Origin of the sequence: Microbispora cellulosiformans, from assembly GCF_008728085.1 — a bacterium.
Classification (GTDB): domain Bacteria; phylum Actinomycetota; class Actinomycetes; order Streptosporangiales; family Streptosporangiaceae; genus Microbispora; species Microbispora amethystogenes.
In genome coordinates, this window is record NZ_VYTZ01000007.1 from 320,054 (window position 1) to 340,315 (window position 20,262).

The window sequence follows — 20,262 nt, forward strand, 5'->3', positions numbered from 1 at the left end:
CCTTTCAGCCGGAGACGGCTTGGAAGTCGGAGACGGCGTTCAGTCGGGCGAGGCTTGCGTGCTTGTGGTCGGACGTGCGCTCAGTCGGACATCGCGACGAGGACGCGGCGGGAGCCGGTGAAGGGCCGGCGGCCGTGACCGACGAGCACGTTGTCGATCAGCAGCAGGTCGCCGCTCCGCCAGTCGACGTCCACCGCGTTGTCCAGGCCGCGGTCGCGCGCCTGGATGACGTAGTCGCCGGGGATCGGCGCGCCGTCCGGGAACGTCACGGACTGCGGCAGCTCCTCCGGCGGCATGAGCTCGGCGAGCATCGCGGCGGTCTCGTCGCCGAGCGAGGCGGGGTGCCACTGGTCGGCCTGGTTGAACCACACCTCGGCCCCGGTCACCGGGTGCCGGGTGGTGGACGGCCTGATCTGCGAGACCCGCACGCCGCCGTCGGGCCGCCACTGCCAGTCGGCCCCGATGCCGTCGAGGAACTCGGCCACCTGGTCGCGGTCCTCGGTCTCGAACGTCTCCTGCCAGCTCTTGCCCAGTCCCCGGCCGGCGTGCAGGTTCTGGGTGTAGCGCACGCCCTTGGCGAAGGCCTCCCTGACCTCGTCGTCGAGCGACTCCAGCCAGCGCACACCGTCCACCACCGGGGTGGCCCCGCCGGTCTCGGCCGCCTTCTCGCAGAAGAACAGCAGCCGGGAGGGCCAGGCGGCGGAGTACGACAGCTCGTTGTGCATCGAGATCGTGTACTCGGGCGGGTACTCGGTGGAGGTGTAGACGTTGCCGCCGACCTTGGTGCGGGGCGAGTTGCCGTGGACGTACGCCAGCCGGTTGGGCAGGAGCATGTCCATGACCGGGTCCAGCGTCTCGGGCGTGACGCCGAACCCCCGGAAGACGAGGGCCTTCTCCCGCACGAGCAGATCGCCCACGTCGAGCCCGCGCAGACGCTCGACCAGCCCTTCCGGAGTGGCGGGGCCGTCCGGGGTTATCTCCAGGGGCGTCCAGCCGTCGTTCATGCGTCCTCCTGCTGAGCGATATCCGGCCGTATTCGGCCACGACGACGAGTCGAATTGAGGAGGCAGGCGGGCCCTCGAATAGGCGGCGCCCCTGCGGAAATTCATTCCGGCGGCCAACATAGAACCCGGATAGGGTGCCGCGCAAGAAACAAGTTCCACCCCTTCTCCGACCACGTCAGTCAGCCGATTCGACACCTTGCTGTAACACCCGGCAATGCCTGTGCGGCCGAACCTTGCCTCGTCTGCGCATGATCACGGAAGGTCGATTTCCTCTTACCGAATGTGGCTGAGGGCAGGTCAATGTAAGGCTTGCGTTACCAGGGTGTATCACGTATCGTAATAATCCTTTCGTGGGAGCGCTCCCATGCGTCCCGTCGCCAAAAGCGGCGAGATACGCGGCGACCCCTGCGGAATTCAACGTTCAAGCGTTTCTCGATCAACCACTTTTCCGTCTGGTCAGTTGGCGCCTGCGCATTAGTGCGCAGAGAGGAGAACGCTCGGTGACGATAACGCCGACGACTGACAACGAGCATCTAATAGCGTCGCTTTCCCCACGCAGGCAGGAGGCGCTGCGCCGGCTGCTCGCCGCCCGGGCGGCCGCCGCGGACGCGATCACCCCGCGCGGCGCGGGGCCCGCCCCCTGCTCCTACGAGCAGGCCCAGATGTGGCTCGGCGCCCGTTTCGCCGAAGGCGCCCCGGCGCCGAACGCCACGATCGGCCTGCGGCTCACCGGCCCGCTCGACGTCCGGGCGCTGACCGTCGCCCTGGACACCCTGGTCGAACGCCACGAGATCCTGCGCACGGTCTACGAGGGCGACGGGCCCGAGCCCCGGCAGGTCGTCCTCGACCCCGGGCCCGCGCCTCTCGACGTCGTCGACCTGCGCGACCTGCCCGAGTCCGAACGGGAGGAGCGGGCCCGGGAGCTCACGTCACGGGCCGCGGTCGAGCGCTTCGACCTGGAGACCGGGCCGGTCCACCGTACGACGCTCGTCCGGCTGGGCGACGAGGACCACGTGCTGATGTTCGTCTGCCACCACATCGCCTGTGACGGGTGGTCGGTCGGCATCATCGTGGACGAGCTCACCACCGTGTACGCCGCCGCCCACGAGGGCCGCCCCGCCGGGGTCACCCCTCCCCCGCTCCAGTACGCCGACTACGCGGCCTGGTCGCGGCGTGAGCTGACCGGCGAGCGGCGGGAGCGGCGGCTCGCCTACTGGCGCGACCGGCTCGACGGCGCCGCCTCGGTCGAACTGCCGATCGCCAGGAACGACCAGCCGGTGCCCGAGGGCAGGCGGAGCGACTGCCACCTGTTCACGCTGCCGGAGGATGTCCTGCGGGCGCTGCGGGAGGCGGGCGGCCCCGGGACCACGCCGTTCGTGGCCCTGCTCACGGTCTTCTCGATGGCGCTGGCGCGCTACACCGGGCAGGACGACCTGACGATCGCCACGGTCGACGGCGGGCGCCGCCGGGTGGAGCTGGAGCCCGTGCTCGGCTGCTTCGTCAACGCCCTGCCGCTGCGCGCCGACCTTTCGGGCAACCCCTCGTTCCGCGAGGCCGCGGCGGGGGTGCGGCGGCGGCTCGGTGAAGCGCTCACCAACCACCTGCCGTTCTCCGAGCTGGCGGGGGCGCTGCGCGACCGGGACGCCCGCAACTTCTCGCTGTCGACGGTGGGCTTCTCGCTGCGGGTCTTCCGCGACCAGCGCGGACGCTGGCCGGGGCTGGAGGCGTCGGTCTGGGCGCACGAGGTCGACGACTTCACCTACGACCTCGCGCTGCTGGTGCACCTGAACGGCGGCGGCGACCCCGAGCTCTACCTGACCTACCAGAAGGACCGGTTCGACGCGGACGCGGTCGCCCGGCTCGCCGGGCACTACCGCGCGCTGGCCGAGCGGATCGCCGCCGCCCCGGACACCCCGCTCGCCGACCTGGACCTGCTGACCGACGCCGAACGCGACCTCGCGCTGGGCGCCTGGAACGACTCGGCCCGGCCGTACCCGGACGTGGCCCTGCCCGAGCTGCTGGAACGGCACGCGGACTCCGACGCGGTCGCGGTCGCCTTCGAGGGCCGCACCACGACGTACGCCGAGCTGCACGCCCGCGCCAACCAGGTCGCGCACCTGCTGCGCGAGCGGGGCATCGGGCCCGAGGACACGGTGGGCGTGCTGCTCGACCGGAGCCCGGAGCTGATCGCCTGCCTGCTCGGCGTGTGGAAGGCCGGCGCGGCGTACCTCCCGATGGATCCCAAGTTTCCCGCGCAGCGCGTCTCGGACATGCTGTCGATCGCCGCGACCCCGCTGGTCCTGACCTCGGCGGGGTACGCGCACCTGTTCGACGGCGTCGGCGTGCCGGGCGACCCGGTCGATGTGGTCGACGTGGGGAGCGGCGTGCTCGACGGCCGGCCCGCCGAGCCGATGGGCGTGCCGTACGACATCGACCGGCTGGCCTACGTGATCTTCACCTCGGGGTCGACCGGGAAGCCGAAGGGCGTGCAGGTCACCCACCGCGGCCTGGTGAACCACGTGTGGTGGGCCGTGGAGGACCTGGCGAGCCAGGGCGACGGCGGAGCGCCGCTGTTCGGCTCGGTGGCCTTCGACCTCGTGGTCCCGAACCTCTGGGCGCCGCTCGTCACCGGGCAGCGGGTCACGGTGCTGGAGCAGGACTTCGACATGGGTGAGCTGGGCGCGCTGCTCGTCGCGGGCGGGCCGTACAGCTTCATCAAGTGCACCCCCGGGCACCTGGAGGTGCTCGGCCACCAGATCGACGCCCGGCAGGCCGAGGCGCTCGCCGGCGTGATCGTCGTGGCGGGCGAGGCGCTGCCCGGATCGATGGCCAACCGGTGGATGGAGATGCTCGGCCCGGGGCGGCTCGTCAACGAGTACGGCCCCACCGAGGCGTCGGTCGGCACGTGCATCTACCCGGTGCGGGACGCCCAGCTCGTGGAGGTCGTGCCGATCGGCCGTCCGCTGCCCAACATGCGGATGTACGTCCTCGACGCGAACCGGCGGCTGCAGCCGGTCGGCGTGCCGGGCGAGCTCTACGTCGGCGGCGTGGGCGTCACCCGCGGCTACCTGAACCGGCCCGACCTCACCGAGGAGCGGTTCCTGGCCGATCCGTTCGTGCCGGGCGGGCGGATGTACCGCACCGGCGACCGGGTGGCCTGGGCCCGCGACGGGAACGTGGTCTTCCTCGGCCGCTTCGACGACCAGGTCAAGATCCGCGGCTACCGCATCGAGCTGGACGAGGTCAGGGCGGCCGTGCTCGACCACCCGGGCGTACGCGACGCGGTCGTCGTCGTGCACGCGTTCACGCCCGAGGACAAGCGGCTCGTCGCCTACTACGTGCCCGAGGCGCAGGAGCCCGCGGGACCGGCGTCCCGTGATTTGGCGGACCACTGCGCGGCGCGGCTGCCGGAGTACATGGTCCCGTCGATGTTCGTGCCGCTGGAGAGCATCCCGCTCAACGCCAACGGCAAGGTGGACCGCAAGGCGCTGCCCGACCCGGTCGTCCGGGCGACCGAGGACCTGGCGGAGCCGGAGACCGAGACCGAGATCGTGGTGGCCGGGGTCTGGCGGGAGGTCCTCGGCATCGAGGCGATCTCGATCGACAGCGACTTCAACGCGCTGGGCGGCCACTCGCTGCTGCTCATCCGCATGGTCGCCAAGCTGCGCCAGGCGCTGCCGTCCGACGGCTACCAGGTGACCGTGCTCGACGCGATCGCCAACCGCACCGTACGGGACCTGGCCGCGCTGATCGACAGGGCCAACGGCGCCCCGGAGGGCGCCGCGGACGAGGGCGCGCGTGGCCTGCTGGTCGAGCTGACCCGGCCGGTGAAGACGCCGACGCTGTCGCTGGTCTGCATCCCGTACGGCGGGGCCAGCGCGATGGTCTACCAGCCGCTGGCCGACGCGCTGCCGGCCGGGCACTCGCTGTTCTCGGTCGCCCTGCCGGGCCACGAGCTCGGGGTCGAGGAGAGCACGATCCCGTTCCACGAGGCCGCCCAGCGGGTCTGCGACGAGGTCATCGAGCGCGTGCGCGGCCCGGTCGCGCTCTACGGCCACTGCGTCGGCAGCGCGCTCACCGCCGAGATCGCCCGCAGGCTGGAGGCGGCGGGGCGGCGCGTCGAGGCCGTCTACACGGGCGGCAGCTTCCCGTTCGCCACCCCCACGAAGGGCCTGAACGGCCTGCTCGGCCGGATCTTCCGCAGCAAGGCGCTGGACAACGCCAACGCGCACGCCAACTGGCTGCGCGCGATGGGCGCCGACCTGCAGGACCTCGACCCCGAGCAGGTCGACCACATCATCAGCACGATGCGGGTGGACGCGCGGGCCGGTGAGGACTACTTCAGCGAGCTGGTCGAGCAGCAGAGCCCGCAGCTGCGCGCCCCGGTGATCTCCATCGTGGGCGACCGCGACGCGCTGACCGACTTCTACGAGGAGCGCTACCGCGACTGGCACTGCGTCTCCGAGACCACCGCGCTGGTGGTGATGGCCGAGGCCGGGCACTACTTCCTCCGGTACCGCACCGAGGAGCTGGCCGCGATCGTCACCACCGCGCACACCTCCGTGGACCGTCCCGAGGAGTGGCACGTCCCGGCGCCCGGCGACACGGCCACCTGGTGGCGGGAGGCCGTCTCGTCCGACCGGAAGGCCGACACGGACGGGCCGCAGCCCAGCCTCGGCCGGTTCTTCACGGTGGCGACGGGCCAGATCGTCTCCATGATCGGCGCGGTGATGACCGAGTTCGCCGTGCCGATCTGGGCGTACCTGAAGAGCGGCTCACTGGTGCAGTTCGGCCTGTTCGCCATCGTCGGGCTGGTGCCGGGGCTGATCCTCGCGCCGCTGATCGGCGCGCTGGTCGACCGGTACGACCGCAAACGGGCGATGCTGGTGGCCGACGGGATGTCCCTAGGCGTCCAGGCCGGGCTGCTCGCGCTGATGGTCTCCGACTCCCTGAACATGCCGCTGCTCTACGCCCTGCTGGTGCTGCTCTCGCTGTCGGTGACCCTGCAACGGGTGGCCTGGCAGTCGGCCGGTCCACAACTGGCGCCCAAGGCCTACCTGCACCACGTCGGCGGGGTCGTCCAGCTCGGCAACGCCGTGGCCCAGCTGATGGTGCCGCTGTTCTCCGTCGCCGTGCTGGCGCTGATCGGCATCGAGGGCATCCTGACCGCCAACGTGGTCTGCTACGCGGTCGCGTTCACGGTGACCCTGCTGGTCCGCTTCCCCGCCACGATGGCCTGGCGGCGCCGGGAGACCGTCTCCGCCGAGATCCGCAACGGCTTCCGCTACCTGCTCCGGCGGCGGGGCCTGCGGGCGATGGCCTTCACGATGTTCATCGTGAACTTCTTCCTGTTCACCGGGTTCATTATGATCCCGCCGCTGGTGCTGTCGGTCGGCGAGCTGGCCGACACCGGGCGGGTCGCGGTGCTCGCGGGCATCGGGGCGGTCTGCGGCGGCCTGATCATCACGCTGTGGGGCGGCCCCCGCGACCGCCGGATGTTCGGCATGCTGGCGGCCGCCGGAGTGCTCGGGATCTTCTGCGCCATCGCCGGTCTGCGGCCGTCGCTCATCCTGATCACGCTCGGCGCGTTCGGCATGTCGCTGATGATGACGATCAGCGACAGCATCTGGCTGACGATCATCCACTCGAAGGTGCCGCAGCGCTACCACGCCCGCGTCATCTCGATCAACCGGATGCTCGCGCTGTCGACCCAGCCGGTCGGGCTGGCCGTACAGGCCTGGCTGGTGGGGCTGGTCTTCGAGCCGCTGATGCGGCCGGACGGCGCGCTGGCCGGCTCGGTCGGCAAGGTCCTCGGAGTCGGCGAGGGGCGCGGGATCGGCCTGCTGTACGTGGTCTGCGGGCTGGCCATCGCCCTCACGATCACGATCGCCCTGCGTCACCCGGCGCTGGCGCGGTTCGACGAGGAGACCCCGGACGCCGAGGCCGACGACCTGGTCGGCCTGGAGACGCTGCGCAGCCGCGGCGAGGCGCCGGAGGCCGTCGAAGCGGTCGAGGCGGTCAAGGTCAAGGCCTGACGAGTAGGACAAAGGGCTCGCCGGCCGCCGTTCGCGGCGGCCGGCGGCTCACAGGTCCGCTCACAGGTCCGCTCACAGATCCGCGACGAGCAGCCGGTAGCCGGCGTCGTACTCCTCCAGGCCGAGCAGGTCGCGGTGCCGCTCCTGCCAGCGGCCCGACTCCAGGTCGGCCGCGAGCCGGTCGAGGGCCGGCCGTACGACCTCCGGGCCGAGCTGGGTGATCACGGACATGCCCGACTGAGCGACGGGGTCGAGATAGACCTCCGGGCGGCACCAGTAGGCGGCGCCGAACCCGTCGGCGCAGTCGTGCGGGATCGGCACGGCCTCCACCCTGGCGCCACCGAGCATCCGGCCGAGATCGGCGAGCGAGGGTGCGCGGCCCTCGTCCAGCGCCGCGCCCTCGGGCAGGTACTCGGCGAGGAACCAGTAGTCCCTGGTGACCTCCTGGTCCCAGGTGAGGATCACCACCCGGCGCCGCGCGACCCGGCGCATCTCGGCGATCCCGGCCGCGAGGTCCGACCAGTGGTGCACGGTCAGGATCGCCATCGCGGCGTCGGCCACGCCGTCGGCGAGGGGCAGGGCCTCGGCCCGGGCCCGCACCACAGGGGCCGCCCCCGGCGGCCGCTGCGCGATCATCACCGCGCTCGGCTCGACCGCGAGCAGGGTCCACGGCGGCTCGTACGACCCCGCGCCCGCCCCCACGTTGACGACCGTGGCGGCGTCCCCGATCGCGGCGGTGATCCGGGCCGCCACCCTCGGGTCCGGCCGGCGGACCGCGCTGTACGTCGTGCCGATCTCGTCGTAAAGCGTCATGATCCCAGTATCGGCATCCCCGGGCACCTGGTCAGGCGAGCCAGTCCAGCCACTCGCCGTGCGGGCCGGTCATGGCGAGCGGGCGGCCGTCGAGCGCGGTCAGGAACGTCAGCCGGCCCTCCGGCAGGCCGGTCGTCAGCCCCGCGAGCACCGAGGGCAGCCGGGGCGCGCCCTCGTTGGAGATCCACCGCACCGGAAGGCCGTGGGCCCGCAGACCGCGTACCAGCGCCACGAACCGGTTCCGCGCGCCGGCGTCCAGGTACGGCATCACCGCGCTGTGGAAGACGACGACCGTCGCCCCGGCGGGCGCGGCGGCGACGAGGCCGGGCAGGGCGGCCGAGGCGTCCCCGCGCACCAGGCGCGGCGGGTCGGCCCTCGCCATCCGCACCGCCCCGCGCAACCGCGCCAGCCGGTCGTCCTGTCCCGGCCAGACCAGGCACTCCAGCCAGCGCACCGCCTCGTCGTCGCGTACGTCGACGGGGTCGAGGTCGATCCCGGCCCGCCACACGATCTCCGGCGGGTGGTCCGGCACCGGCACCCTGCCGTTCGTCCGGCAGGTGAGCAGGACCGGGCTCGCCTCCGGTCCGATCTCCCGCCCACGGCCGGCAGGGTCGTCGTAGCGGTAGCGGTAGCGGTCCGGGTAGAGGCACAGCCCCGCCGACGCGCCCACCTCGATCAGGGCCAGCGGCCGCGGCAGCGACGCCAGCACGGGCAGCAGGCTCGCGCACCGGCCCGTCTCGTTGGTCTGCGTCCGCCGGGCGAGCACGGTCTCCCGCACCCGGTCCCAGTGCCGTACGGTCCAGGCGCGGAAGCGGCCGAAGTCGTCGTACGGCCCGCCGAGGAAGCGCACGGCGGCGAGCAGCAGGTTGGGCTGCCGCTTCGGCTCCGGCAGGCCGTCGATCAGTTCGAGCAGCCCGGGGTCGGCGGCGACGGCGAGGCCCAGCGCCTCGTAGGCCGGGCTGTGTCCCCTGGCCTCGCGCTCCGCGAAGTACCGGTACCACTCCGCCGTCTCCATGTCCTCATCAAATCAACCCGGATCACTGTGTGGCACGACCGACCGCACATGCATGCGAATTTCCCGGTATGGCAGGGCGCAAGATCGATAAGGTGCGCGGGTGATCGCATCCCGGTGGACACGCGCCGCGGGGCCGGCTCTCGTGACCGTGCTCCTGATGGCCGGCCTCGCGGGCGAGCCGGATTCCGGTGGGGAGTCGGTGACGTGCTCCTACGCTTTCGCCGGCCTGGTGTCGCTGTCCTGCGGCGATCCCGAGCTTGAAGCGAGGATCAGGGCCAACGCGCTCACGCCGGAGGAGGCGAAGGCCATCGACTGCCCGCCGGTCCTGTGGGACGGCGACCAGGGCGCGGCCGAGATCCTTGCGGCGCAGAACCCGGGCTCCGTGGACGACCAGCCCACATACGTCCCTCGCTCGCCCGATCCGGCGGTCGCCACGCGGGTGAACCAGGCGTGGGACCGGATCGAAGGGTGGCTGGGCGCACACGCCTCGGCCACGCTGCGGCAGCTCAAGTCCGGCGCCGGCCCGCAGGACCTCGCCCGCTGGGAGGACACGCACGGCCGCCGCCTGCCCGACGACCTGTACGCCTCCTACCTGCGGCATGACGGCACCGAGGACGACCAGGCAGCGGGCTTCCGGCTCCCGCCGTCGTACGATCTGCTCGGCCTGCTGGACATCGACGTCAGGAACGACGCCAACTGCCGCTTCCTGGTGATGTGGGGGGATCGGGAGGGAGCCGACCCCGAGCACGGGAAGTGGCACGGCAGCCTCCTGACGATCGGCAGCGACGGCTACAGCCGGGACCTGTTCGTCGAGCCGCGTACGGGCCGTGTGGGTGAGGCCTCGTGGCAGGAGAGGCCGGCGTACGACGGCCCGATGGGCTGGCCGTCGCACGTCGCGATGCTGGAGGCGCTGGCCGGCGCGCTGGAGAGCGGTCAGGCCCTGCGACGCTGGTATCCGGTCGTCACGGCGGGGTGCGCGCTGCGCTGGGCCGAGAAGCCCGCCCCCCTGCGGCCGGGCTGCGCCGGCGGCTCCCGGCCGTCTCCCAGCCCGTGACCGAACCAGGACCGGACGTCCGTCAGGGCGGTGTCGCCGGGGTCCGTCCGCCGACCGGGGCGACGGACTCCCGCTCGATCAGGGCGACGTCCATGAACAGGGTGGCGGGCGGCTCCGGCTGCGGGTCACGCAGGCGCCGGATCAGCCGCCGGGCGGCCTCCGCGCCCATCTCGTAGACGGGCTGCGCGATGACGGTCAGCGCCGGGGAGACCAGCACGGTCCAGTCCAGGTCGTCGAACGCCACCACCGAGAGCCGGTCGGGCACGGCGATGCCCAGCTCGCGGATCGCGCGGTAGGCGCCGACCGTCATCAGGTTGTCCACGGTGAAGATCGCCGTCGGTGGGTTCTTCAGCCCGAGGACCCGCCGCGTCTGCTGGTAGGCGGCGTCGGCGGCGTAGGTGCCGGTGCGCCGCACCAGTTCGCGGCGCACCGGCACCCCGGCGTCCCAGTGGGCCCGGAGATAGCCGAGGAGCCGGGCCTCGCTCGGGCTGAGCTCGCCCGGCGACACCGCGATCTCCGGGTCGAGCAGCCGCGCCCAGTCCTGCTCCCGCGGCTGGCGCAGCTCCGTGACGATCGCGACGCGCCGGTGACCGAGGTCGAGGAGGCGCCGTACGGCCTGGTAGGCGGCCTTCATGCCGTCCACGACGACGGCGTCGGCCTCCAGGCGGTCGCTCACGCGGTCGAACAGGACGACGGGTGTGCCGTCGCTCTGCGCCCGGGCCAGATGGTCGACCCGCGTGACGTCGGCGGGCGCGCAGATGATCCCGTCCACCTGCTTGTGTAGGAGCACCTGGACCGCCTCACGCTCGCTGGCGAGGTCCTCGTCGCTGTTGGTGACGAGGGTGCTGAAGCCCTTCTCGCGCGCGACGTCGGAGATCCCCCGCAGCGCGCGGGCGAAGAAAGGGCTCTCGATGTCGGCGCACACGACCCCGATGGTGTCGGTCCGGCCGGTGCGGACGCTGGCGGCGAGGCGGTTGGCGCGGTAGTCGAGCCGCCGCGCCGCCTCCGCCACCCGCCGCCGCACGTCCTCGCTGACGCTTCCGTACCCTCCCAGCGCGCGCCCGGCGGCGGCCGTGGAGACGCCGGCCAGCGCCGCCACGTCCGGGAGCGTCGCCCGGCGCGGCCTGCCGGATGGGGTCACCGATCCTCCCTCCCTCGCCACCGGTCGCCGGTGGCGGACAAGAGCATGTCAGTACGCCATCTTGTGCATGTAGCGCCGCTCGTCGAGCGAGTGGCCGGTGACGGACTCGAAGTGGTCGGCCAGGCGGGTGGCGAGGTTGGCCAGCACCGGGGCCGACAGCTCCGGCCGGGCCGCCGCGGGCACGCCCGGCAGTTCGAGGGCGGCCGAGTCGAGTGTGTACAGCCGGGAGGTCGCCTTGGGGGCGAACGCGGCGACCCGGTCGGCCATCGCCCGCGTGCCGTCCTCACTCCGCAGCAGGATCAGCGGCGCGTCGCCGACCACCATCTCGAACGCGCCATGGAAGAAGTCGCCGGACGCCACGCACACCGACTTCTTCCACTGCATCTCCATCAGGTAGCAGACCGAGAGCAGGAAGGCGACGCCGTACGCGTTGCCGCCGCCGACCACGAAGGTCAGGTCGGCGTCCGCGGTCTCCCGCGCGATCGTCGCGGAGACCTCCTCGTGGGCCTCGGTGGCGGCGGCGAGCGCGTCCGGCAGGGCCTCGTAGCCACGGGTCAGCGTGTCGTGGTCGAGGTCCGCGCCACCGGCCCTGAGCAGCTCCTGGACGAGCTGGCCGAGCAGGACGTGCTTGGCCGCCGTGATCGTCTTCTCGCTGTGGTAGGTGAAGGCGGCGTCGCCCAGCTCGCCGAGGGGGTTGTCGGCGTCGGTCGCCACCGACACGACGTACGCGCCCGCCTCCTTGGCGAGGCGCGCGGCGGCCACCGTCTCCGGGGTCGCGCCCGAGTGGGACGAGGCCACGACCAGCGCGCGCTCCGACAGCCGGGGCGGCGGCGCGGCCAGGAACTCCGCGGCGTTGACGTTGTGGCCGACCAGGCCCGCCGCCGAGGCGGACAGCGAGGCATGCGCCGGCACCGAGGAGGCCCAGGAACCGCCGCAGCCGACGAAGAACACATCCGTCACCCCGCGCGCGGCCGCCTCCGCCGCCACCTTGGCCGCGATGCCACGCTGGTCGACCGCTCCCCCGATGACCTCCCTGAGCTGGGGGTCGATGGGTCGCAGGACGGGGTTCGCAGTCATGGGCACTCCGCAGGTAGAACGTTCTCACCGGAATGATGAGAAGGTTCTCAACCCCCCCGGGGAGCGGTCAAGGGGAGGGCGGAGCTTTTTGCCGTGTTTCGACCTGGCGGCGTCGGCAACGTGGTAGATCGTTGGTCAAGCGAGGGGAGGTTCGCCGTGCGTTTCCACGCCGACCTGCACATGCACTCCAGGTACGCCTACGCGTGCAGCAAGAACAGCGACCTGGAGCAGCTGACCTGGTGGGCGCGGCGCAAGGGCGTCACGCTGATGGGCACCGGCGACTTCACCCATCCGGCCTGGCTGGACCGGCTGCGCACCGCGCTCGTACCGGCCGAGCCGGGGCTGTTCCGGCTCCGCGACGACCTCGACCGGGAGGTCTCCCGCGCCCTCCCCGGAAGCGTCGCGAACGCGCCCGTACGGTACATGCTGACCGTGGAAATCTCCACGGTCTACTCCCAGGGCGGCCGGTCCCGCAAGATCCATCATCTCGTCCACCTGCCCGGCTTCGCGCAGGTGGAGGCGTTCAACCGGGTCCTGGCCGGGATCGCCGACCTCGGCGTGGACGGGCGGCCCACCGTGCGCATGAGCGCACGCGACCTGCTGGAGACGACGCTGGCCCAGGGCGAGGGCGCCTTCCTCGTGCCGGCGCACGTCTGGACGCCCTGGTTCGGCGTCTTCGGCTCGAAGTCGGGGTTCGACACTCTGGAGGAGTGCTTCGGCGACCTCACCGAGCACGTGTTCGCGCTGGAGACGGGGCTGTCGGCCGATCCCGGCATGATGTGGCAGGTCTCCGGGCTGGACGGCTATCGGCTGGTGAGCTACTCCGACGCGCACTCGCCGCCCATCGTCGGCCGCGAGACGACGGTGTTCGACACCGACCTCGACTACTTCGCCGTACTGCGGGCTCTGCGCAGCGGGGACGGGCTGGCCGGCACGACCGAGTTCTTCCCCGAGGCGGGCAAGTACCACGTCGACGGTCACCGCAAGTGCGGCGTGCGACTCGACCCCGAGGAGACCCGCAAGCTCGGCGGCGTCTGCCCGGTGTGCGGCCGTACGCTCACGGTCGGCGTGCAGAGCAGGGTCGAGGACCTCGCCGACCGCCCGGCGGGCAGGAGCCCGCGCGGCGCGGCGGGCTTCCGCAACCTCCTCCCGCTGCCGGACGTCGTGGCGGAGATCCTCGGCGTGGGCCCGAAGAGCAAGAAGGTGACCGCCGAGACCGACCGGCTCGTGGCCACGCTCGGCCCGGAACTCGCGATCCTGGGCGATCTCCCCCTCGCCGACATCGCCGCCTGCTCGCCGCGCCTCGCCGAGGCCGTCGGCCGCCTGCGGAACGGCGACGTGACCAAGGACCCCGGCTACGACGGAGAGTTCGGCCGCATCCACACCCTCCCCCCGATGCGTCCGTAGCCCGCCGTACGACTGACGGGAAACTCACAGGCTGGTGTACGAGCCGTCTCGGCCAGGTGGGCCTTGTCAGGCTCTTACTTCCGTCAAAAGACGGGCAGCGACAGTCTTCGCGAAGAGCGCGCCCTGGGTGTCAGGACCAACTGCTTGTCCTCCGGCCGAGGTCCCCAGTCCACTCACCACTCAAGCCAGGCCGAGTCGACACCTGAGACGGATCTCAGTTTGCTCTTTTTGCTTGATTTTCTCCAAACACTGCATTAACCTCTGTTCTGAGAGAGGAGAGGTATGACCGAGACCGTAGAAGTGGACGAGCAGACGTACCGGTCACTGGAGTTCGCGGCCCGCATGAGCGGCTGCACCGCGGGTGAGGTAGTTGCTCGACTGGTCGCCGCGGCGAGTATGCCGCCGCCGAAAAAGGAGGAATCAGAGCAAATGGAGGTGACCAGCGGCGTGGCGGTTTACGTCGACTACGAGGGACACCGCACGCAGGGCATATACGACAGGGCGACCACACGCATAGACATCATTTCGGGACCGCTCGCGGGGCGGAGCTTCAAGACGCCGACCGGTGCGGCCCGAGCCGTGGTGGCGCACTACAAGCCCGGCGTCAGCCCGAACCGCAACGGCTGGGCTTTCTGGATGCTCGACGACGGCTCCGGTAGGTTCCTCCAGAGCATCCGGGAGACGTCCTGACCAACGAGGTGGAGCCGCAGTTCTACCGCTACACGGCGCTCGGTGCCGAACGTCCTGATCAGGAAGTCGGGTACAACGCCACGCGCCGCCCGCAGATGAGCGTCAAGCATGACAGTGCGGAGGCGACCCTGCACCTCGTCACGGGGTGAGACGTGTAGAACGGCTGCAGTTGACGACCACGCCGTGCGCGTTGCGTGCGCCATCGCGCCGGTGTGGGCGGCTTGTCGACAGCTTCGAACGAGCACCGGCGGTCCGGTGACGTGGAAGGCGGCGGCGCACCGGCGCGTGAGCTACGCGGCGTGCGCCTCGAACCACAGGGAACCCACATCATGGCCGGGGGTCAGGCGGACGTCGGCGTCGAGAGCGGCGGCCAGAAGCCGGAGTAGCGGTACCGTCGGCGCCGTACCGCCTTCCTCGATGCACTCGATGTCGTCCTCGGTCATCCCCGCGCGGTCGGCCAGTTGCGCCACGCTCAGACCAAGTGCGGTGCGCCGGTCATACAGGGCCTTGCCGAATGCCAGCGCCTCGCGGATGGCGACACGCTCAGGATCCTCAGCCGACGCCTCCGGTCGCACCCAGCGGGTGTGGTAGCCGACCATCACACCTGCCTCTCATAGGTCTCGGACACCGGTCCCCGGTGATCGCGTTCGCAGACCTTCTGCGCCCGGACCGCCCGATCGATCTGCCGCTGATCGTGCTGCCTCGTCTTGTGAAAGACAGTGAGCAACACGATGGTCCTTCGTGGAGTACACCAGTACGTTACCCGTGCCGCAACATCCCGAAGCCGGACGCGCAGTTCCCAGACAGGACCTTCCAGGTGATCCGACCAGGGCCCGCCGAGTTCGGTGCCCTTCTCCGCAAGAAGGCCGGCCACCTCGAAAGTCCTCTTGTTTCTCGACGGCGTAGCGCGCCCATTCGCTGCAGCCCGCCGAGTCGATCGACCACCTGCGGCGAGCAGCGGGTCGGGTCAGAGGTAGGTGACGCCGGTCAGGTCTTGGGCGGCGGTCCAGAGGCGGCGCCCGACGGTGGGGTCGGCCGCGTGCGCGCTGGGGCTGACCTCCACGACCCGGCCGCGCATCTCGAAGAGGCCGGACGGCCCGAAGAACTGGCCGCCGCGCACGCCGGGCGCGGTCGCGGCGAAGAGCTGGGGCAGCGCCCCCCGTTCCGCGGGCTGCGTCACCAGCAGCCCGCCTCGGGCGAAGATCTGCCCGATCCGGCCGCGGTGCTCCCAGGCCCGGGGGGTGAGGTTGCTTCTGGACACCCCGGGATGGGCGACGACGCTGATGATCGGTGATCCGGTGGCGCGCAGGCGACGGTCGAGTTCGAGGCCGAAAGCGGTGGTGGCGAGCTTGGAGCGGCCGTACGCGCGACTGGCGTTGAAGTCGCGCCGCGACATCAGGTCGTCGAAGTCGAGGCGGGCGTTCTTGTGGGTGATCGAGCTGAGGCTGACCACCCGTGCGGCGTCCGCCCGGCCGAGGCAGTCCAGCAGCAGACCGGTGAGGGCGAAGTGGCCCAGCATGTTGGTGCCGAGCTGGAGCTCGAACCCGTCGGCCGTCGTGCGGGCCGGGCCGAGGAGGACCAGCCCGGCGTTGTTGACCAGAAGATCGATCGCCGGGAAGTCGCCGGTCATGCTCTTCGCGAAGGCGCGCACCGAGGCGAGCGAGGCCAGGTCGAGCTCACGCACCTCGACCTCGGCCCGTGGCACGGAGCCTCGGATCGCTTCGGCCGCCCGCTCGCCCGCGCCGGTGTCGCGTACGGCCATCACGACGCGTGCCCCGTGCCGGGCGAGCTCGGTCGCGGTGACCAGGCCGAGTCCCGAGTTCGCGCCGGTGACGACGGCGACCCGGCCGTGCTGGCCGGGGATGTGGCTGGCGTTCCATTCGGTCATGGCGACGACGCTAGGCCGGGAGCTCCGGATTTCGGTCGTACGCCTTTGCCTGGGAACGCCAGACCTACCTTCGGCGCGGACCGCGGCGGCAGACTGAGGTCATGGCTTTCGACCACCCGTACGCCCGTGAGCTCGGCGATTTCCTGCGTGCCCGGCGCGGCCGGTTGCGCCCGCGAGACGTCGGCCTGGAGCCGGGGCCCCGGCGCAAGGTGGCCGGCCTGCGGCGCGAGGAGGTCGCGTTGCTGGCCGGGCTGAGCACCGACTACTACCAGCGCATGGAGCAGGGCCGTGAGGTGCGGCCCTCCGACGAGGTGCTCGACGCCCTCGCCTCCGCGCTCGACCTCGACGACGAGGAACGGCGGCACCTGTTCACCCTTGCCCGGGCGGCACGGCGGCCGGCGGCCGTCCGCGCGCGCCGCGCCCCGGAACGCGTGCCGGACAGCACGAGGCGGCTGCTGCACGTCATGGGCGCTCCCGCCGTCGTGCTCGGCCGGCACCTCGACGTGCTCGCGTGGAACACGCTCGCCGAGGCGCTGCTCGGCGATCCGGCCACCCTGCCGCCGGGGCGGCGGAACCTGCTCATGGCGCTGTTCGAGGACTCAGGGGCCCGGGCGCGCTGCCCCGACTGGGAGGCGACCGCCCTGCAGTACATCGGCATGTTGCGGGCCGCCGTCGCGACCGATCCGACCCATCCGCGCGCCACCACGATCATCGGTGAGCTGAGCATCCGCAGCGCGGACTTCCGCCGGCTCTGGGCCCGGCACGAGGTGCGTGAGACGGTCCACGGGACGAAGCTGTTCCGGCATCCCCAGGTGGGCGAGATCACCCTCACCTGGGACGTCTATCCCCTGCCCGGCAACCCCGGGCCGGTCCTGCTCGTCTACACGGCCGAGCCCGGCACCGCGGACGCCGAACGCATCCAGCTGCTGGCGTCCCTGCACGCCACCCGCGAATCGTGGAGAGCCCCGGCCCACGAGCCTGGGCTCTCCGAAGCGGCGCGTGGCCAGGGACGCGAACCTCGGACCTTGTGACCCCAGCCATCGAACCTCTCTACCGACCTGTGGGCCAGTGCTCCGGCGTTCACGCCGGGGGTGAAGGCCCACGCGGGAGTGTCCGCCAGGACGCGAGCGTGCCCTGGCCCTCCACCCGTTAACAGGTCAGCTCATGGGTCAAGCCCTGGCGGGAGAGATGCTCACACTGTCCGCTCACATGGGTCGTTTCTGCTGGTCGATGTAGTGCTTGAGGACCGTGAGCGGTGGGTTGCCCACGCTTCCGGCAAGGTGGCAGCCGCACCCAGAAGTGCCCGCTCCACGGGGTACCAGCGGACGGAAGCGCTGTATATCTCGCTGGGATCCGCTCCGAGACGCCCTTCAGTGCGGGTGGCGCCCGCGCCGCAGATCGAGGGGTGACTCACGGTGTGGATTCCGTCACGGTGGCGTAAACCCGGGGGTACGATCAGGGCGTGGAGGTGGCCAGGCAGGCGCGGGCGCACGTGGCGCGACTCGACCTCACCGCCGCCCACATGGCGGTGCTGGACGATCAGGCCCACACCGCCCGCGCGCTGTGGAACCTGCTGCACGAGTACTGCACCTTCCGGCAGGGCCGGTTGGCCTCGGTCAAGGACTGCGACACCGCGATCCGGCAGACCCGCCGCGAGATCGACTGGATGGGGCGACTGCCCGCCCAGGCGGCCCAAGCGGTACTGAGAACCTACCGGCAGGCGTGGGCCAACTTCTTCGACCCCGCCCATCCCGCCGGGCGGCCCGGCTTCAAGAGCCGGTCCCGGTCCCGGTTGGCGGTGGATGTCCCCCAGGGGCGGGACCTGAACATCGCGCGGCTGAATCGGCGGTGGGGCGCGGTCAACCTGCCCAAGGTCGGGCGGGTGCGGTTCCGGTGGACCAGGGACCTTCCCGGCGTCACCAGGGGCGGCCCGGCCGGGCGCATCACCGGAGCCCGGCTGGTCAAGGACGCCCACGGGTGGCAGATCGTGTTCCGGACCGAACGCCAGGTGCCTGCCCCGGTCGCCCGCCCCGGCCCTGTGGTGGGGATCGACCGGGGGATCACCGTCGCTCTGGCGTTGTCGGACGGCACCACGCGTGAACATGGGGAATGGCTCACCAGCGGTGAGAAGGAACACCTTCGCCGCTTGGAGAAGAAGTCCGCCCGCCAGCGCGCCGCCCGTCCCCCCGGGCAGCGGGCCTCGCGTCGGCTGGCCCGCACCTACGACCGGATCGCCCGGCTTCGCGCGACAGCCAAGCGCCGGGCCGTCGACTGGCAGCACCAGACCACCACCGAACTCGCGCGCACCTTCGGCGTGGTCGTGGTGGAGGACCTGAGAATTACGAACATGGTCCGCTCCGCTACCGGCACGGTCGAGCGCCCCGGACGGAACGTGCGGCAGAAGGCGGGGCTGAACCGCGCCATCACCGGGCAGGCGTGGGGCCGCACCGTCATCCTGCTGGGGTACAAGACCCGTGATCGCGGCGGGCTGGTGGTGAAGGTGCCCGCCCCGGGCACGTCGCAGACCTGCCACCGGTGCGGGCACCGCGACCCGGCGGCCCGGAACGGGATCAGGTACGCCTGCGGCAACCCCGCGTGCGGGTGGGCCGGGCACGCCGACACCAACGCCGCGATCAACATACGCAACGCCGCAGGAACTGCGGTGTCAGGACGTGGAGACCTCGGGGCTGCCCGGTCCGCGAAGCGTCAACCCCCGCACGCCGCCTGACCGCGACACGACGGGAGAATCTCCGGCCTCAGGCCAGGGAGGAGTTCAAGTGCAGGTCTTCCGTTCCGGCGAGCAGAACCGGACCTCGGGGTAGCGCGCCGACGGCCTGTCCAGCAGGGGCTGTGGCCTACCGCGCAGGTGCAGGTCGAGGAAGGCCCGGACGTACCTGCGGGTGATGTCCACGGAGCGGCTTCCGCGAAGCTCGCTGCCGAGGTCGACGCCGATCTGCTGGGCCAGCAGGTCGTAGTCGCTGAAGGACGGGTGCACGGCTCCGGCCACCACGAGCCAGCGCTTCCAGCCGGTCAGGTGTGCCCAGTCGCGGTCCCAGGTGGTGTCCTCGCCACCCGGGCTGTGCAACGGCTGGCCCAGGAACAGGAACGGGCGCGCCACCCCGCTCGCGGGGATCGGGGCGAACATGAGGCCGTCCATGTTGATTCCGGCGCGCACCCGGGAGTCCTTCAGCATCGTCTCGGCGGCGCTCGCGCCTCCGAGGGACGTGCCCGCCATCGCGATCCGGGACGCGTCGATCAGTGGGGCGCCCGTCCAGCCGGCATGCGGACCGGTCAGTTGATCGATCACGAAGGAGACGTCGACCGCCCGGTTCTTCACCGCTTTCTCACCGAAGTCGTCGACGCCTTCGAGTTCGCACGCGGCGCAGGTGGTCAGCCGTCCGCCGGGGAACGTGGTGGCGAAGGTCTCGTACGTGTGGTCAATGCCGGCCACCACGTAGCCCCTGCTCGCCAGTTCCTCGGCCAGGGCGGTGAGCGAGCTGCGGGGGTCGGTGAAGCCGGGAGAGAGCACGACGAGGGGCAGGGTGTGCCCGCGTCCCGCCGGTTCCGCGCCGCGGAACGCGTGGGTCCGCGTTCTGCTCAGCACGTCGGGCGGCACACCCGTCACCCCTTTGCCCTTCAAGATGAGCTCCGACTCCCTGGGCGTCACGTAGGGCGCCCGCCGTCCGTTCCGGGACTTCGCCGGATACCAGAGGGAGACCATGAGCTCCCTCGACCCGGCCGCGGGGACCCAGGGATCGGGGCGCGAGGTGTCCTCCAGACGCAGGGACGTCGTGCCGACCGGATGGGGACCGGTCGGTTCGGGCAGATACGGCGTATTGCTCGACGTGACGGCAGAGCCGCCGGAGGTGTGTACGGACGAGGCGGACGCCGGCGTCCAGGAGGCGGGGATCACCAGGGTGAGCAGTCCCGCGACCGCGGCCAGGCCGGCCCGCAGGATCGGGGTCCGGAGCGTCGGGTCTCCGCCGCCCGGCCGACGCTCGGTCACAGCCAGACGAGTCTTCTCATCCCTGGTGGGGCCCCCGGCGCTCAGCGCCGCATACGGATCTTTGGAATGCATGGCCTGAGCCTGCGGGGCCCGAACCCGGCGCGGTATCGGCCGAAGGCATGACCGGCGCCG

16 protein-coding genes are annotated in these 20,262 nt (G+C 71.6%); 7 read left to right on the plus strand and 9 right to left on the minus strand.

The genetic code is table 11. From position 1 onward, the window contains the following. Positions 1–80 precede the first annotated feature (80 nt). Positions 81–1,004 carry a TauD/TfdA family dioxygenase gene (locus tag F5972_RS21240; RefSeq protein ID WP_150935327.1) on the minus strand — a complete coding sequence of 308 codons (924 nt, stop codon included), beginning with the start codon at positions 1,002–1,004 and terminating at the stop codon, positions 81–83. A 500-nt stretch (positions 1,005–1,504) separates the two neighbouring features. Between F5972_RS21240 and F5972_RS21245 the strand changes: the two genes are divergently transcribed. Beyond that, positions 1,505–7,039 carry a non-ribosomal peptide synthetase/MFS transporter gene (locus F5972_RS21245; RefSeq protein WP_150935328.1) on the plus strand — a complete coding sequence of 1,845 codons (5,535 nt, stop codon included), beginning with the start codon at positions 1,505–1,507 and terminating at the stop codon, positions 7,037–7,039. A gap of 72 nt (positions 7,040–7,111) precedes the next feature. On the opposite strand, the gene F5972_RS21250 is transcribed toward F5972_RS21245, so the two are convergent. Both F5972_RS21250 and F5972_RS21255 read right to left on the minus strand, forming a co-directional pair. Further along, complete coding sequence (locus F5972_RS21250) at positions 7,112–7,852, minus strand: class I SAM-dependent methyltransferase (RefSeq protein ID WP_150935329.1); 741 nt, start codon at positions 7,850–7,852, stop codon at positions 7,112–7,114. Between the two features lie 31 nt (positions 7,853–7,883). Beyond that, the gene (locus F5972_RS21255) at positions 7,884–8,867 is read right to left on the minus strand and encodes a DUF2332 domain-containing protein (RefSeq protein ID WP_150935330.1); all 984 of its coding nucleotides are present in this window, start codon (positions 8,865–8,867) and stop codon (positions 7,884–7,886) included. A 100-nt stretch (positions 8,868–8,967) separates the two neighbouring features. Here F5972_RS21255 and F5972_RS21260 point away from each other — a divergent pair, with 100 nt between their 5' ends. Continuing rightward, a complete protein-coding gene (locus F5972_RS21260; RefSeq protein ID WP_150935331.1) occupies positions 8,968–9,921 on the plus strand; it encodes an SMI1/KNR4 family protein in 954 nt (317 codons plus the stop codon). Between the two features lie 22 nt (positions 9,922–9,943). On the opposite strand, the gene F5972_RS21265 is transcribed toward F5972_RS21260, so the two are convergent. Both F5972_RS21265 and F5972_RS21270 read right to left on the minus strand, forming a co-directional pair. Continuing rightward, positions 9,944–11,062: a LacI family DNA-binding transcriptional regulator gene (locus tag F5972_RS21265; RefSeq protein ID WP_191910248.1), complete on the minus strand. Its 1,119-nt coding sequence runs from the start codon at positions 11,060–11,062 to the stop codon at positions 9,944–9,946. Positions 11,063–11,110: 48 nt separating this feature from the next. After that, positions 11,111–12,139: an SIS domain-containing protein gene (locus F5972_RS21270; protein WP_150935333.1), complete on the minus strand. Its 1,029-nt coding sequence runs from the start codon at positions 12,137–12,139 to the stop codon at positions 11,111–11,113. 156 nt (positions 12,140–12,295) lie between these two features. Between F5972_RS21270 and F5972_RS21275 the strand changes: the two genes are divergently transcribed. The 3 genes from F5972_RS21275 (at position 12,296) to F5972_RS37400 (ending at position 14,385) form a co-directional block, all read left to right on the plus strand. Further along, positions 12,296–13,546: an endonuclease Q family protein gene (locus F5972_RS21275; RefSeq protein WP_150935334.1), complete on the plus strand. Its 1,251-nt coding sequence runs from the start codon at positions 12,296–12,298 to the stop codon at positions 13,544–13,546. A 282-nt stretch (positions 13,547–13,828) separates the two neighbouring features. Next, positions 13,829–14,236, plus strand: coding sequence for a hypothetical protein (locus F5972_RS21280; RefSeq protein ID WP_150935335.1), 408 nt, complete (start codon positions 13,829–13,831; stop codon positions 14,234–14,236). An 8-nt stretch (positions 14,237–14,244) separates the two neighbouring features. Continuing rightward, complete coding sequence (locus F5972_RS37400) at positions 14,245–14,385, plus strand: hypothetical protein (protein WP_191910249.1); 141 nt, start codon at positions 14,245–14,247, stop codon at positions 14,383–14,385. Positions 14,386–14,526: 141 nt separating this feature from the next. Here F5972_RS37400 and F5972_RS21285 read toward each other — a convergent pair whose 3' ends face one another. From F5972_RS21285 to F5972_RS21295, 3 genes are read right to left on the minus strand one after another with little or no spacing between them, the layout of a single operon-like run. Continuing rightward, the gene (locus tag F5972_RS21285) at positions 14,527–14,835 is read right to left on the minus strand and encodes a helix-turn-helix domain-containing protein (protein ID WP_150935336.1); all 309 of its coding nucleotides are present in this window, start codon (positions 14,833–14,835) and stop codon (positions 14,527–14,529) included. Beyond that, complete coding sequence (locus F5972_RS21290; RefSeq protein ID WP_225311739.1) at positions 14,835–15,194, minus strand: type II toxin-antitoxin system RelE/ParE family toxin; 360 nt, start codon at positions 15,192–15,194, stop codon at positions 14,835–14,837. Before F5972_RS21290 ends, F5972_RS21285 begins: the two co-directional genes overlap by 1 nt. Before the next feature lie 9 nt (positions 15,195–15,203). Then, positions 15,204–16,124 (minus strand): oxidoreductase, encoded by a 921-nt coding sequence (locus F5972_RS21295; RefSeq protein WP_150935337.1) that lies wholly within the window; start codon positions 16,122–16,124, stop codon positions 15,204–15,206. A 101-nt stretch (positions 16,125–16,225) separates the two neighbouring features. Here F5972_RS21295 and F5972_RS21300 point away from each other — a divergent pair, with 101 nt between their 5' ends. Continuing rightward, positions 16,226–17,155: a helix-turn-helix transcriptional regulator gene (locus tag F5972_RS21300; protein WP_150935338.1), complete on the plus strand. Its 930-nt coding sequence runs from the start codon at positions 16,226–16,228 to the stop codon at positions 17,153–17,155. A gap of 431 nt (positions 17,156–17,586) precedes the next feature. Beyond that, the gene (locus F5972_RS21305) at positions 17,587–18,852 is read left to right on the plus strand and encodes an RNA-guided endonuclease InsQ/TnpB family protein (RefSeq protein WP_225311704.1); all 1,266 of its coding nucleotides are present in this window, start codon (positions 17,587–17,589) and stop codon (positions 18,850–18,852) included. A gap of 45 nt (positions 18,853–18,897) precedes the next feature. Here F5972_RS21305 and F5972_RS21310 read toward each other — a convergent pair whose 3' ends face one another. Next, positions 18,898–20,130, minus strand: coding sequence for an alpha/beta hydrolase family protein (locus F5972_RS21310; protein ID WP_225311705.1), 1,233 nt, complete (start codon positions 20,128–20,130; stop codon positions 18,898–18,900). Positions 20,131–20,262 lie beyond the last annotated feature (132 nt).

Coding starts and splice junctions, on each gene's coding strand:
- F5972_RS21240 (WP_150935327.1), bottom strand. CDS start 1,004: ATGAACGACGGCTGGACGCCCCTGGAGATAACCCCGGACGGCCCCGCC.
- F5972_RS21250 (WP_150935329.1), bottom strand. CDS start 7,852: ATGACGCTTTACGACGAGATCGGCACGACGTACAGCGCGGTCCGCCGG.
- F5972_RS21255 (WP_150935330.1), bottom strand. CDS start 8,867: ATGGAGACGGCGGAGTGGTACCGGTACTTCGCGGAGCGCGAGGCCAGG.
- F5972_RS21270 (WP_150935333.1), bottom strand. CDS start 12,139: ATGACTGCGAACCCCGTCCTGCGACCCATCGACCCCCAGCTCAGGGAG.
- F5972_RS21280 (WP_150935335.1), top strand. CDS start 13,829: ATGACCGAGACCGTAGAAGTGGACGAGCAGACGTACCGGTCACTGGAG.
- F5972_RS21285 (WP_150935336.1), bottom strand. CDS start 14,835: ATGGTCGGCTACCACACCCGCTGGGTGCGACCGGAGGCGTCGGCTGAG.
- F5972_RS21295 (WP_150935337.1), bottom strand. CDS start 16,124: ATGACCGAATGGAACGCCAGCCACATCCCCGGCCAGCACGGCCGGGTC.
- F5972_RS21300 (WP_150935338.1), top strand. CDS start 16,226: ATGGCTTTCGACCACCCGTACGCCCGTGAGCTCGGCGATTTCCTGCGT.